At 50.8% G+C, this 12,657-nt stretch carries 15 protein-coding genes; 12 read left to right on the plus strand and 3 right to left on the minus strand.

The genetic code is table 11. The features are described from left to right. Positions 1 to 3: 3 nt before the first annotated feature. From kdsD to mgtE, 11 genes are all read left to right on the plus strand, one after another. Positions 4 to 975: an arabinose-5-phosphate isomerase KdsD gene (gene kdsD, locus UF06_RS18220; RefSeq protein ID WP_045571711.1), complete on the plus strand. Its 972-nt coding sequence runs from the start codon at positions 4 to 6 to the stop codon at positions 973 to 975. Beyond that, the gene (kdsC, locus tag UF06_RS18225; RefSeq protein WP_045571712.1) at positions 975 to 1,532 is read left to right on the plus strand and encodes a 3-deoxy-manno-octulosonate-8-phosphatase KdsC; all 558 of its coding nucleotides are present in this window, start codon (positions 975 to 977) and stop codon (positions 1,530 to 1,532) included. The genes kdsD and kdsC overlap by 1 nt, the downstream gene beginning before the upstream one ends. After that, positions 1,529 to 2,092 carry an LPS export ABC transporter periplasmic protein LptC gene (gene lptC / locus UF06_RS18230; RefSeq protein ID WP_045571713.1) on the plus strand — a complete coding sequence of 188 codons (564 nt, stop codon included), beginning with the start codon at positions 1,529 to 1,531 and terminating at the stop codon, positions 2,090 to 2,092. Before kdsC ends, lptC begins: the two co-directional genes overlap by 4 nt. Then, positions 2,073 to 2,567: a lipopolysaccharide transport periplasmic protein LptA gene (gene lptA, locus UF06_RS18235; protein WP_045571714.1), complete on the plus strand. Its 495-nt coding sequence runs from the start codon at positions 2,073 to 2,075 to the stop codon at positions 2,565 to 2,567. Before lptC ends, lptA begins: the two co-directional genes overlap by 20 nt. 1 nt (position 2,568) lies before the next feature. Next, on the plus strand, positions 2,569 to 3,294 hold the full coding sequence (gene lptB / locus UF06_RS18240; protein WP_039430672.1) for an LPS export ABC transporter ATP-binding protein: 726 nt from the start codon (positions 2,569 to 2,571) through the stop codon (positions 3,292 to 3,294). Positions 3,295 to 3,343: 49 nt separating this feature from the next. Next, positions 3,344 to 4,807 carry an RNA polymerase factor sigma-54 gene (locus tag UF06_RS18245; protein ID WP_045571715.1) on the plus strand — a complete coding sequence of 488 codons (1,464 nt, stop codon included), beginning with the start codon at positions 3,344 to 3,346 and terminating at the stop codon, positions 4,805 to 4,807. Positions 4,808 to 4,830: 23 nt separating this feature from the next. Next, complete coding sequence (hpf, locus tag UF06_RS18250) at positions 4,831 to 5,118, plus strand: ribosome hibernation promoting factor (RefSeq protein WP_039430676.1); 288 nt, start codon at positions 4,831 to 4,833, stop codon at positions 5,116 to 5,118. A 2-nt stretch (positions 5,119 to 5,120) separates the two neighbouring features. Beyond that, entirely contained in the window at positions 5,121 to 5,579 is a 459-nt protein-coding gene (gene ptsN / locus UF06_RS18255) for a PTS IIA-like nitrogen regulatory protein PtsN (RefSeq protein ID WP_039430679.1), read from the plus strand. 3 nt (positions 5,580 to 5,582) lie between these two features. Then, on the plus strand, positions 5,583 to 6,446 hold the full coding sequence (gene rapZ, locus UF06_RS18260; protein ID WP_045571716.1) for an RNase adapter RapZ: 864 nt from the start codon (positions 5,583 to 5,585) through the stop codon (positions 6,444 to 6,446). A 2-nt stretch (positions 6,447 to 6,448) separates the two neighbouring features. Then, positions 6,449 to 6,724: an HPr family phosphocarrier protein gene (locus UF06_RS18265; RefSeq protein WP_045571717.1), complete on the plus strand. Its 276-nt coding sequence runs from the start codon at positions 6,449 to 6,451 to the stop codon at positions 6,722 to 6,724. 134 nt (positions 6,725 to 6,858) lie between these two features. After that, on the plus strand, positions 6,859 to 8,214 hold the full coding sequence (mgtE, locus tag UF06_RS18270) for a magnesium transporter (protein WP_045571718.1): 1,356 nt from the start codon (positions 6,859 to 6,861) through the stop codon (positions 8,212 to 8,214). A gap of 92 nt (positions 8,215 to 8,306) precedes the next feature. Here mgtE and pmbA read toward each other — a convergent pair whose 3' ends face one another. Further along, complete coding sequence (gene pmbA, locus UF06_RS18275) at positions 8,307 to 9,650, minus strand: metalloprotease PmbA (protein ID WP_045571719.1); 1,344 nt, start codon at positions 9,648 to 9,650, stop codon at positions 8,307 to 8,309. Between the two features lie 117 nt (positions 9,651 to 9,767). Here pmbA and yjgA point away from each other — a divergent pair, with 117 nt between their 5' ends. Continuing rightward, on the plus strand, positions 9,768 to 10,307 hold the full coding sequence (gene yjgA / locus UF06_RS18280; RefSeq protein ID WP_045571720.1) for a ribosome biogenesis factor YjgA: 540 nt from the start codon (positions 9,768 to 9,770) through the stop codon (positions 10,305 to 10,307). Positions 10,308 to 10,358: 51 nt separating this feature from the next. On the opposite strand, the gene thiQ is transcribed toward yjgA, so the two are convergent. Further along, on the minus strand, positions 10,359 to 11,063 hold the full coding sequence (gene thiQ, locus UF06_RS18285; RefSeq protein WP_045571721.1) for a thiamine ABC transporter ATP-binding protein: 705 nt from the start codon (positions 11,061 to 11,063) through the stop codon (positions 10,359 to 10,361). Next, positions 11,057 to 12,652 (minus strand): thiamine/thiamine pyrophosphate ABC transporter permease ThiP, encoded by a 1,596-nt coding sequence (gene thiP / locus UF06_RS18290; protein WP_045571722.1) that lies wholly within the window; start codon positions 12,650 to 12,652, stop codon positions 11,057 to 11,059. The genes thiQ and thiP overlap by 7 nt, the downstream gene beginning before the upstream one ends. Positions 12,653 to 12,657 lie beyond the last annotated feature (5 nt).

Here is a 12,657-nt window from a genome sequence, read left to right on the forward strand (position 1 = left end):
AACATGGCACTTTCGTTTGATTATCGTACCGTCGCACAGCAAGTTTTAACCACGGAAATCCGGGGGCTAGAACAACTCGCGCAATACTTTGATCAGCAGTTTGAACAAGCCTGCGAGCTAATGCTGCACAATCAAGGCAAAGTGGTGGTGATGGGCATGGGCAAATCAGGTCACATCGGCAAAAAGATTGCGGCGTCGCTTGCCAGCACGGGCACCTCCGCATTTTTTGTTCATCCAGGCGAAGCCGCGCATGGCGACCTGGGTATGATCGAACGTGGTGATATCGTGCTTGCGATCTCCAACTCAGGTGAATCTTCGGAAATTCTCGCGCTTTTTTCGGTGCTCAAACGGCTGAGTATCCGCATTATCAGCATGACCGGAAATCCAAGTTCAACCATGGCCAAGCTGGCGGATTTCCACCTGCAGATCACCGTGCCAGAAGAAGCCTGTCCACTCGGACTCGCCCCCACCACCAGCACCACCGCGACCTTAGTGATGGGCGATGCGATTGCGGTTGCTCTTTTGCAAGCCAGAGGCTTTACCGCCGAAGATTTCGCCCTGTCACACCCTGGCGGTGCACTGGGGAGAAAACTGCTCCTCAAGTTGTCCGATATTATGCACACAGGTCACGCCTTGCCTAAAGTTAACCCAGAGGCTTTGGTGCGTGATGCGCTGTTGGAAATTTCGCAAAAAGGCCTTGGCATGACAGCGATTGTCGATGAAAGTGACCACTTACTCGGTATTTTTACCGACGGCGATCTACGCCGCATTCTCGATAAACGTATCGACATTCACAGTGCGAAAATTGGCGACGTCATGACGGAGCGTCCAACCGTCGCGGATCCCAATCTGCTGGCAGTCGAAGGGCTTAATTTGATGCAGAAGAAAAAAATTAACGGTTTGATGCTGTGCCAACAAGGTAAATTGGTCGGCGCGCTGAACATGCACGACCTACTTAAAGCCGGAGTGATGTAATGACCCACTCAGTTGAAACGTTATACGGCCCTGTCGAGTCGGCGGTTTTTGCTATCGCCAAAGAGATCAAACTGCTGATCTGCGATGTGGATGGCGTCTTTTCCGATGGCCTTATCTACATGGGTAACGACGGTGAAGAGTTGAAGACATTCCATACTCGTGATGGCTATGGGGTGAAATCGTTGATGAACGCCGGCATTGAAATCGCCATCATCACGGGCCGCCGCTCACAGATCGTTGAAAATCGGATGAAAGCCTTAGGCATTTCCCTGATTTATCAAGGGCAAGATGACAAAGTGAAGGCCTATGCAGATATTTGTGACAAATTGTCCATCAGCCCACAGCAGACAGGTTATATTGGTGACGATCTGATAGACTGGCCAGTAATGGAAAAAGTCGCACTCCAAGTATGTGTTGCCGATGGTCACCCACTGCTCGCTCAACGAGCCAACTATGTGACCCGAATCAAAGGCGGTCATGGTGCCGTCCGCGAAGTGTGTGATCTGATTTTGCAGGCACGCGATGAGCTGGATGCTCACAAGGGTTTGAGTATATGAGTGTCGCCCGCATCCTATATGTACTGCTCTTTTTTGTTGCGTCTTGGTCGGCTTATTACTTATATAGTCAACGCGAAGCACAGACGATTCAGGTGGCACCTAACCTTGAATTGCCAATATTCAGTGGAACGGCGCTGAAGAACACCAGTTACAATGAATATGGCCTACGCAGTCACCAGATCGCGTCGTCGCATCTGGATCACTACGCCAAAAGCGGTGATACCATTTTTGAGAATCCGACACTGGCTATCTACCGTGACGGCGAAGCGTTAGAGTGGAAAGTCAGCGCCAAACGCGCGGTACTCAACGAGAAACAGGTTCTGACCCTTTACGATAATGTCCTGATGCAAAATCTGTTGCCGGATGCGGGTTTTGATACCCTGGCCACCGCCAAGCTGGAGATTGATCTGGCCAATCGTGATTTTCGCGCCGATCAGCAAGTCCTGCTGGTTGGCCCACAATTTGAAACAAGCGGAGCGGCAATGCAAGGCAACCTGCAAACCAATACCGCCACTCTGTATAATAAAGTTCAAGGTAGATATGAGACCCTTACACCTTAGCCTCTTTGCATTCGTTTTAGCTGCCCCAAGCGCCTTTGCGCTCAAATCGGATACTCAGCAACCTGTCTACATCGATTCTAATTCTCAACAATTAGATATGCGCAGCAATCAGGTCATTTTTGAAGGGAATGTCTCGCTCAAACAAGGCAGCATTAGCATTAACGCCGAGCGGATTGTCGTCACCCGCGACAAAGAAAAAAACGCCATCCATAAAATTGAGGCATTTGGTAAACCCGCGACGTTTTCACAACTGACAGACGATGGTCGCACGCTAAGTGGCAAAGCCAACCAATTGGATTACGAAGTCACTTCCGATCAGTTGGTGATGCTTGGCCAAGCGGAGCTGTCTCAAGATGGTAATGTAATCAAAGGCTCGTCGATCAAATACCAAATCGCGCAGCAGAAATTGATTGCCGACAGCTCAAACAATGAGCGCGTCACTACCGTATTACAACCAAGTCAGGCGAATAACTAACATGGCCGTTCTGAGAGCAAAAAATCTCGCTAAGAGCTACAAAAAGAGAAAAGTCGTCACTGACGTCAGCTTGCAAGTCGAATCAGGGCAGATCGTTGGCTTGCTTGGGCCCAACGGTGCAGGCAAAACCACCTCTTTTTATATGATTGTGGGCCTAGTGCCGCGCGATGCTGGCACCATCAGTATTGACGATCAAGACATCAGTATCCTACCGATGCACAGCCGTTCTAAATTAGGCATTGGTTATCTTCCTCAGGAAGCCTCGATTTTTCGCAAGCTTTCTGTGGAAGACAACATCATGGCCGTGTTGCAAACGCGCAACGAGCTCACTCGCGAAGAACGCCAAGACAAACTCGAAGATCTGCTGGAAGAATTTCACATTCAGCATATTCGACAAAGTGCGGGCATGGCGCTATCTGGCGGTGAGAGACGCCGAGTCGAAATCGCCCGAGCTCTGGCAGCCAATCCTCAGTTCATCCTGCTGGACGAACCGTTTGCAGGGGTTGACCCCATCTCTGTCATCGACATCAAAAAGATTATTGAGCATCTGCGCGATCGCGGCCTTGGCGTGCTCATCACCGACCACAATGTACGCGAAACACTGGACGTATGTGAGAAAGCGTATATCGTCAGTCAAGGGCACCTGATCGCCGAAGGAACCCCGGAACAAGTTCTCAACAATGAGCAAGTAAAACAAGTTTATCTCGGCGAGCAATTCCGACTATGATTAAATTAACAACGGCAGATTCTGGGAATAACAAGGTAAGAACTACTGAATGAAACCCTCATTACAACTCAAGCTAGGTCAACAGTTAGCCATGACGCCGCAGCTTCAGCAGGCTATTCGCTTGCTGCAACTGTCGACATTGGATCTTCAACAGGAAATACAGGAAGCACTGGAATCCAACCCTCTACTTGAAGTCGAGGAGAGCCATGACGAGCCACAAGCTAACCATGAAGACAAGCCCAGCAATGAAGGGAGTGATTCTGATGATTTCAGCGCCGAAGTCGACTTGCCGGACAGCTCAGACATCATCGAGAAATCCGAAATTAGCAACGAGCTGGAAATCGATACCACTTGGGATGATGTTTACAGCGCGAATACAGGTAATACCGGTATCGCCTTAGACGACGACATGCCCGTGTATCAAGGGGAAACCACCGAAACCCTGCACGACTACCTATCGTGGCAGCTCGACCTTACGCCGTTCAGTGAAACCGATCGCATGATTGCCTTTGCCATCATCGACGCCGTGGACGACACAGGTTACTTAACCATCAGCCCAGAAGAGATTTTAGAAAGCCTAAACAGCAGCGACATTGAGCTGGATGAAGTGGAAGCGGTGAGAAAACGCATTCAGCAATTTGACCCGCTTGGTGTCGCCTCGCAAAACCTGCAAGAGTGTTTATTGTTACAACTCGCCACGTTTCCAGCCGAAACGCCATGGTTAACCGAGGCCAAGTTAGTTCTGCTGGAGCACATTGAGGCGTTAGGCAACCGTGATTACAAGCTGATCGTTAAAGAAGCTAAACTCAAAGAAGAAGATCTGCGCGAAGCGCTAAAACTGATCCAGCAGCTAGACCCAAGACCTGGCAGCAAGATCAACCCGAGCGAAGCCGAATACGTCATTCCGGATGTGTCTGTGTTTAAAGAGAGCGGTAAGTGGAGCGTGGCGATCAATCCCGACAGCATTCCAAAGCTCAAAGTGAATCAACAATATGCCCATTTGGGACGTGGAAACAGCGCCGATAGCCAGTACATTCGCAGCAATTTGCAAGAAGCAAAATGGCTAATAAAAAGCCTAGAGAGTAGAAACGAGACACTGCTCAAAGTTGCACGATGCATAGTTGAACATCAGCACGATTTCTTCGAGTATGGGGAAGAAGCAATGAAACCCATGGTGCTGAATGATGTGGCTATGGCGGTTGAGATGCATGAGTCAACTATCTCCCGCGTGACCACGCAAAAGTTCATGCATACCCCCAGAGGGATTTTTGAATTGAAGTATTTCTTCTCCAGTCATGTGAGTACCGACAACGGAGGAGAGTGTTCATCGACAGCAATCCGCGCACTCATCAAAAAACTGGTGGCGGCAGAAAACATTGCCAAACCGTTGAGTGATAGCAAAATTGCTGCGCTACTGGCTGACCAAGGGATTCAAGTCGCTCGGCGAACGATTGCCAAGTACCGGGAGTCCTTAGGCATTGCCCCTTCAAGTCAGCGCAAACGCCTGCTTTAGGCCACAACTGAAAAGGAAAGTCTATGCAAATCAATATCCAAGGCCATCACGTTGATCTTACCGATTCAATGCAAGACTATGTTCACTCCAAGTTTGATAAGCTTGAGCGATTTTTCGACCACATCAACAGTATCCAAGTGGTCCTGAAAGTTGAAAAAATTCACCAAATCGCTGAAGCTACGCTCCACGTTAATCACGGTGAAATTCATGCCTCATCCGACGATGAAAACATGTACGCTGCCATAGACTCCCTGGTCGATAAACTCGTCCGCCAGTTAAACAAACACAAAGAAAAACTTAACAGTCATTAACCATGCAACTTAGCACAATACTTTCACTGAACTGCACCAAGAGTGCAGTTCAGTGCTCTAGCAAGAAAAGAGCCCTCGAAATCATCAGCAACCTCGTTGCGGAACACACTGGCCAAGATTCCACTGCCTTGTTTGAGTGTATGCTCAGTCGAGAAAAAATGGGCAGCACGGGTATCGGTAACGGTATTGCCATTCCCCACGCACGCATGACGTCCGCTGACCACGCGGTCGCCGTTTTACTGCAATGTGAGCAGCCGATAGAGTTTGACGCCATCGACAACCGTCCGGTCGACCTTTTATTCGCTCTTTTGGTGCCAGAAGAACAGTGCAAAGAACATCTGAAAACCCTTTCCTCAATGGCAGAACGCCTGAGCGACAAACAGGTGTTGAAAATGTTGCGCAATGCCAAAAGCGACCAAGAGTTGTACGATATCATGGTCAGCGAGCAACAGGACGCCTAAGCGATGCGACTCATCATCGTCAGTGGACACTCCGGAGCAGGCAAAAGCGTTGCTTTGCGGGTTCTGGAAGATCTCGGTTACTACTGTGTCGATAACCTGCCAGTCAATCTGCTCGACGCGTTTGTTCAGTCCATCGCCGAAAGCAAGCAAAATGTCGCGGTCAGTATCGATATTCGCAACATTCCCAAGCGCATGAAGGAGCTTTCCGCGACACTAAAAAAGCTTAAAGAGAGCCTCGATGTTTCGGTGGTTTTTCTCGATGCCGACAAAGAAACGTTGCTCAAGCGCTATAGTGAAACTCGCCGCATCCATCCACTTTCTAAGGGTGAACATACTCATACGCTCGATCAAGCGATTGATCAAGAGAAGAAGATACTGAAACCATTGCGAGAGATTGCCGATATCCTGCTCGACAGCAGCAATCAATCTCTGCATGAACTGAGCGAAACCATTCGCACTCGAGTCGAAGGTCATGAACGTAAAGAACTGATCATGGTGTTTGAATCCTTCGGCTTTAAATATGGCCTGCCAACCGACGCGGATTATGTGTTTGATGTGCGCTTCCTACCAAACCCGCATTGGGAACCATCACTGCGGCCCATGACTGGTCTGGATGGCCCGATCAAAGCGTTTTTAGAGCGCCACGAAGAAGTGTTAGAACTCAAGCATCAAATTGAAAGCTTTATCGAACATTGGCTACCGATGCTGGAAAAGAACAATCGCAGCTACCTCACTGTGGCGATTGGCTGTACTGGCGGAAAACATCGCTCCGTGTACTTAACTCAACAAATTGGTGAATATTTTGCCGAGCTTGGGCACAAAGTACGAATTCGTCACACTGGATTAGAAAAGCGCAACAAGGAATAGCCGTGGAACAGAGTCGCAAGGTATTGATACAGAATCGTTTGGGTCTACATGCACGCGCGGCTGTGAAGCTGGTCGAGCTGGCGCAAAGCTTTGAAGCCGAAGTCACCATCGACAATGAAGAGGACAAAACCGCCGCGGCTGACAGCGTTATGGGCCTGCTAATGTTGGAATCGGCGCAAGGGCAATATGTCACCATTCACGCCAAAGGCCCACAAGCACAAATCGCCTTAGACGCGATTTGCCACCTGATCGAAGACAAATTTGATGAAGGCGAGTAATTCGTCAATGTGATGCAAGCGTTACTCTGACTACTGCAAGATTTGTTGATGAAACTCGCATCTTCTGGTTACTTGCGTATAGAATTAAGTTATTATTCAAAGCATTGTAAATATCCAGGAATCAGGGGGTCACAATGGCAGAGCAAATAGAATTCGACCAAGCTCACCAAGCCCTCCAAGAAGTCACCGAAGCGCTGGAAAACGGCCGCTTCGTCCATGTCCGCCGTCAACTTCAGGACATGGAACCCGAAGATATCGCCCACCTTTTAGAAGCTTCCCCGCGTAAAAGTCGTGAAGTGCTCTGGCAGCTCACCGACCCTGAAGATTACGGTGAAATTCTCGATGAGCTCAGCGAAGACGTCAAAGACAACCTTGTCTCCAAAATGGCCCCTGAAGCGCTCGCTGAAGCCACCGAAGGCATGGATACCGATGACGTCGCTTACGTTCTGCGTAGCTTGCCAGATAACGTTTCTCGTGAAGTTTTGGCACAGATGGATGCAGCCGACCGCTTGCGGGTTGAAACTGCACTTTCCTATCCGGAAGACACCGCGGGCGGATTGATGAACACCGACGTTATCACCATTCGTGGTGACGTCGACGTTGACGTAGTCCTGCGCTACCTGCGTATGAAAGGGGAACTGCCAGAAAACACCGATGCTCTGTATGTGATCGATGAAGAGAGCAAGCTGATAGGCGAGCTCTCCATCACCGCGCTGATTACTACTCAGCCAGACGTGAAAGTCAGCGAAGTGATGGAAGATGTCGATGATGCCATTGCGGTTGATACCAGCGATTCCGATGTCGCAAGCCTGTTTGAGCGACGCAACTGGATCTCTGCACCGGTGATTGATGAGAACTACCATCTGGTGGGGCGTATTACCATCGATGACGTGGTCGATGTGATTCGTGAAGACGCCGAGCACTCGATGATGAGTATGGCGGGCCTGAATGATGAAGAAGACACCTTTGCGCCTGTGGTCAAATCGGCGCGTAAACGCAGCGTTTGGCTCGGCGCGAACGTGCTCGCCGCCCTCGCTGCCGCTTCGGTTTCCAACATGTTTGAAGCCACACTGGATCAAATGGCGGCCATCGCGGTCCTGATGACCATAGTGCCTTCGATGGGCGGTGTGGCCGGTAACCAAACCGTTGCACTGGTGATTCGTGGCTTGGCGCTGGGTCACATTGGTGACTCCAACCGCCGAGAACTCTTGATGAAAGAGGCTGCGATTGGTTTTCTCAATGGCGTGATGTGGGCGCTGATTATCGGCGGCATCGTGGTCGCGTGGAAAGGCAATTGGGTGCTCGGTGGGATCATTTCTGCCGCGATGATGACCAACCTGATTGTTGCTGGCATCGCTGGAGTGTCTATCCCGATTCTGCTGAAAAAGATGAATATCGACCCGGCACTGGCTGGCGGCATGGCACTAACCACCGTTACCGATGTGATCGGATTGTCGGTTTTTCTTGGGCTGGCCACCATTTTGATCTGACTTTTACCAGCCCAATCCAAACACATTAAAAAGGTTGCCCATCGGCAACCTTGTTTGTTTTTAGCGCTTTTTTATTGCGAGACAACCGATGGCTATTCACCCGCAATTTTCATCGACTCTAACAAAATCGAGCCTGTTTGAATCTGCGAGCGCGTTTCCACATCACTGCCGACCGCGACAATGCGAGTGAACATCTCTTTGAGATTGCCAGCAATGGTAATCTCTGAAACTGGGTATTGGATTTCACCATTTTCTACCCAGAAACCAGCCGCGCCGCGGGAGTAGTCACCCGTCACCACGTTGACACCTTGTCCCATCACTTCAGTAACCAGTAACCCCGTGCCGAGCTCCTTGAGCATCTGACTAAAAGTCTGCCCGGTTGATGTCACAAACCAGTTGTGGATACCGCCGGCGTGACCCGTTGGTGCCATGTTCATTTTGCGCGCCGCGTAACTGGTCAACAGGTAAGTGGCCAACACGCCGTCGGTAATGATCTCTCTATCTTGAGTGACCACGCCTTCGCTATCAAATGGGCTTGAAGCCAGACCGCGTAGAATATGCGGGCGCTCGCTGATATTGAACCACTCAGGTAGCACCTGATGACCCAATTTATCGAGCAAGAAAGAAGATTTACGATAGAGATTGCCACCGCTGATCGCCATCACTAAGTGGCCCATCAAACCCGTGGCTACATCCGGAGCAAACATCACCGGGAACTTACCCGTTTTCAGCTTACGCGCATCCAAGCGTTGAATGGTTTTCTCCGCCGCTTCTTGACCGACTTGCTCTGGCGTCCACATGTCATCACGATGACGCGCCACGGTATAGCTGTAATCGCGTTCCATCTCGCCATTTTTGCCCTCACCAATCACACAGCAACTGATGCTGTGACGGCTTGAGGCATAGCTCGCTAGCAAGCCGTGGCTATTGCCATACACGCGCACACCATAGTGGCTGTCATAGCTTGCGCCATCGCTCTGCTTAATTTTGTCGCTATAACTCAGCGCTTCACGCTCGGCCGCAATGGCAATCTTCGCTGCGTAATCTGGGTCAGGCGTGTCTGGGTGGAAGAGGTCAAGATCTGGGATATCCTTGACCATCAACTCGGCCGGAGCCGGGCCGGAACAGGGATCTTCCGAGGTGTACAGCGCAATATCCAACGCCGCCAATACGGTTTGCTGAATCGCTTTTTCACTCAGATCCGAGGTCGAGGCGCTGCCTTTACGCTGGCCACGGTAGACGGTAATGCCAAGCGCGCCATCACTGTTGAACTCGACATTTTCGACTTCACACATACGAGTAGAGACACTGAGCCCGGTCGTCTTAGTGATCGCGACTTCCGCAGCGTCGGACTGTTGCGCCGCGAGCTCCAGCGCTCTGGCAACGGCGGCTTCAAGCTCAATTCTCTGTTGAGCAACTTGCTGTTTTACATCCATATCTCAATAATCTTTGATGAGCGATAGGCTAAGAATAACAAGAATTTCGCTTTCTCCCCACGATTCTTGTTAAAATGGGGCTAATCTTATTGAGAGAAAGTGACATAGGCAGAAAAGATGGCTCGTAAAAACCAAAAAGCGCCATGGGAACCAGAAGAAGAAATCATCATAGTCAGCAAATCTGAGATGAAACGCGATATGGATGAGTTGCAAAAACTGGGGGAAGAGTTGGTTGAACTCAAACCTTCCGTATTGGCGAAATTTCCGATCAGTGAAGATTTGCTCGAGGCAATCAAAGATGCGCAACGTTTTAAAAACGAAGCGCGTCGTCGCCAACTGCAGTACATTGGCAAGGTAATGCGTCAAGAAGATCCAGAACCGATTCAAGCGGCGTTGGATAAACTTCGTAACAAGCATTCACAAAACACGGCCGTGCTGCACAAGTTAGAAACGCTGCGTGATCGCGTGATTGCCGAAGGTGACAACGCGATCGATGACGTGGTGGAACTCTATCCATCCGCGGATCGTCAGCGCTTGCGTCAGCTCGCTCGTACCGCCGCCAAAGAGAAGCAAAACAACAAACCGCCCAAAGCGTTTCGCGAAATTTTCCAAATCCTGAAACAGCTTAACGACGAAGCGATCGCTTCATCGTTGTAAAAAACAAAGGTTGGCCCTGTGCCAACCTTTTTCTTATCTACGTTTCAACCGTTAACTGCCCGCCTGAACAAACTCAGCTAAGGCGCGATTCGCATGTGCGGTGGTCAACTGCGCCATGGGGCCGAACTGCTCAACGTGACCATTAGCAATGTAGGCAAAATGGCTGGCAATCGCGCGAGCATCACTCACATGGTGCGTCACCATCAAGACGGTGATATTGCGTTCCTTGGCGAGATGTTTCACCAGTGCCAACATCTCTTCACGTAAAACCGGATCGAGCGCCGAAAAAGGCTCATCCAACAGCCAGATCGGATTGGGCTGCACAAAGCACCTTGCCAGCGCCACGCGTTGACGTTGCCCTCCCGACAATTGTTGCGGCAAACGCGACAAATAAGGCGCAATGCCCACTTGTTCTGCGGCCTGCCGCACCTGCTTGCGCTCGGCAGAGCTCAATTTGAGCCCGGGCTGTAAGCCCAAAGCAATATTTTGCTCCACCGTGAGATGAGAAAAGAGATTGTGCTCTTGAAACAACATGGAAAACGGACGCTGATAAGGCGGCTTGTGGAGTAAAGAGAGTCCGCTGACCGCCATCTCTCCCGATTGCGGTTCAATAAACCCGGCCAGCAGCGCCAACAGCGTCGATTTGCCCGCCCCACTTGGGCCCATCAGCGCGACGATCTCCCCTTGCGCGACCTGTAGATCAAAGTGAAACAGCGCATCGTGATAGTAATACTTCACCTGATTGAGAGTTAACATGATTCCTCACTAACGCGGGTGGTAAATAGACGTTCGGTCAGGGCAAAACAGCCAACACTGAGCAGCAGTAAAGTGAGCGAGACCACTGCGGCCGATTCCATCTGGTAACTGCCCAGCAGTTGGAAAAGGTATAAAGGCAGCGTGCGAAACTCTTGACTACCAAACAGCGCAATCGCGCTAAGATCGCCAATCGCAAACATAAAACAGAGCGCAAACGCTGAAGCGAGCGGTTTCGACAGCGCGCGCAGCTCAATCACCCGCAAGCGGTTTAGGCCACGTATACCTAAACTGGCACACAAATATTGGTACTGCTGCTCAATGTGCAACATTGGCTGAGCCAAGGTTTTGATCGCGTACGGCAGCGCCATCAAGCTATTGACCAAAACCACCACCACTAACGCTAAGCTAAAAACGTCGGTCACGCTGCGCAGCAGCAAGAAAACGCCCGTACTAATGACCAGCCCCGGGGTGACTAAGACGATGGTGCCCACCATCTCCAAACCATCCGCGCGATGACGACGTTCTCCAATACGCCAGATGCGACTGGACGAGAGAATCGCCATGCCTGCCGCCACTGCGAGTGTGGCAGAAAGCAGTGCGACTTGCAGCGATGCGCCAAGTGCCGACCAAAAGCGAGCATCAGCCAGCACGTCAACCACTTTGCCATTCGCCCCAGAAAGCAGTACCATCAGCAGCGGCGGTAACACCAAAAGCGCGGCGGCCAAAATCCAAGCGTAGTCCCAAACACGCAGCAGGCCGCTGTCGCGCACTAAAAAAGGTGACTCGCTGCGACTGCCCGCAGAAACCGATAAAGGACGCGCCAATTTTTGTAGCGCCAGCGCCAAAACGCTGCACAGCAACATTTGCCAGATAGCCAGAATGGCTCCGCTTTGCAGATCGAAATCGAATTTGATCGCCTGATAGATAGCCAGCTCAATGGTGGTGGATTTCGGCCCACCGCCCAGCGCCATCACAGTAGCGAAACTGGTAAAACAGAGCATAAACACCAAGCCACCGACATGCGGCAGTTGTTGACGCAGCCTTGGCCATTCAACAAAGCGAAATTTATCCCAAGGTGACATACCGAGGTGAGCCGCCAGTTTATGCTGCTCTGCCGGGATCGATTCCAGCGCTTGTAGCAGCAAACGGGCCGCATACGGCAGATTGAAAAACACGTGGGCAAGCAAAATGCCACTCAAACCGTAGATGGAAAACGAGTTCAAGTAGCCCGCTTGTTGCAACAGATTCACCAGCCAACCACTGTTGCCATAAATCGCCAAAAGGCCAAACACCCCGACCAACACCGGTAAAACCAGCGTTGAGGCAAACAGCTTCAACAGCAGAGCGCGGCCAGGAAAACGTCGTTTGGCCAACGCATGCGCCACCGGGATCGCCAAACTGACGCTCAGCAGCATCGACAAAAAAGCCTGCCAAAAACTGAACTGGGTGACATGACGATAGTAAGGATCGCGCCAGATGACGCTCACATCCAGCGAGGGCGCCGTAGAAAGGAGCGCTGCCAGCGCAGCAATAACAAAGGTCGCGATCATCACCGCGACCCCAATGCCCGCTTTAGGTACAGAATTCAACGGGC

The organism is Vibrio sp. S234-5 (assembly GCF_000960595.1).
Taxonomy (GTDB): Bacteria; Pseudomonadota; Gammaproteobacteria; order Enterobacterales; family Vibrionaceae; genus Vibrio.

Coding starts and splice junctions, on each gene's coding strand:
- kdsD (WP_045571711.1), top strand. CDS start 4: ATGGCACTTTCGTTTGATTATCGTACCGTCGCACAGCAAGTTTTAACC.
- kdsC (WP_045571712.1), top strand. CDS start 975: ATGACCCACTCAGTTGAAACGTTATACGGCCCTGTCGAGTCGGCGGTT.
- lptC (WP_045571713.1), top strand. CDS start 1,529: ATGAGTGTCGCCCGCATCCTATATGTACTGCTCTTTTTTGTTGCGTCT.
- lptA (WP_045571714.1), top strand. CDS start 2,073: ATGAGACCCTTACACCTTAGCCTCTTTGCATTCGTTTTAGCTGCCCCA.
- lptB (WP_039430672.1), top strand. CDS start 2,569: ATGGCCGTTCTGAGAGCAAAAAATCTCGCTAAGAGCTACAAAAAGAGA.
- UF06_RS18245 (WP_045571715.1), top strand. CDS start 3,344: ATGAAACCCTCATTACAACTCAAGCTAGGTCAACAGTTAGCCATGACG.
- hpf (WP_039430676.1), top strand. CDS start 4,831: ATGCAAATCAATATCCAAGGCCATCACGTTGATCTTACCGATTCAATG.
- ptsN (WP_039430679.1), top strand. CDS start 5,121: ATGCAACTTAGCACAATACTTTCACTGAACTGCACCAAGAGTGCAGTT.
- rapZ (WP_045571716.1), top strand. CDS start 5,583: ATGCGACTCATCATCGTCAGTGGACACTCCGGAGCAGGCAAAAGCGTT.
- mgtE (WP_045571718.1), top strand. CDS start 6,859: ATGGCAGAGCAAATAGAATTCGACCAAGCTCACCAAGCCCTCCAAGAA.
- pmbA (WP_045571719.1), bottom strand. CDS start 9,650: ATGGATGTAAAACAGCAAGTTGCTCAACAGAGAATTGAGCTTGAAGCC.
- yjgA (WP_045571720.1), top strand. CDS start 9,768: ATGGCTCGTAAAAACCAAAAAGCGCCATGGGAACCAGAAGAAGAAATC.
- thiQ (WP_045571721.1), bottom strand. CDS start 11,063: ATGTTAACTCTCAATCAGGTGAAGTATTACTATCACGATGCGCTGTTT.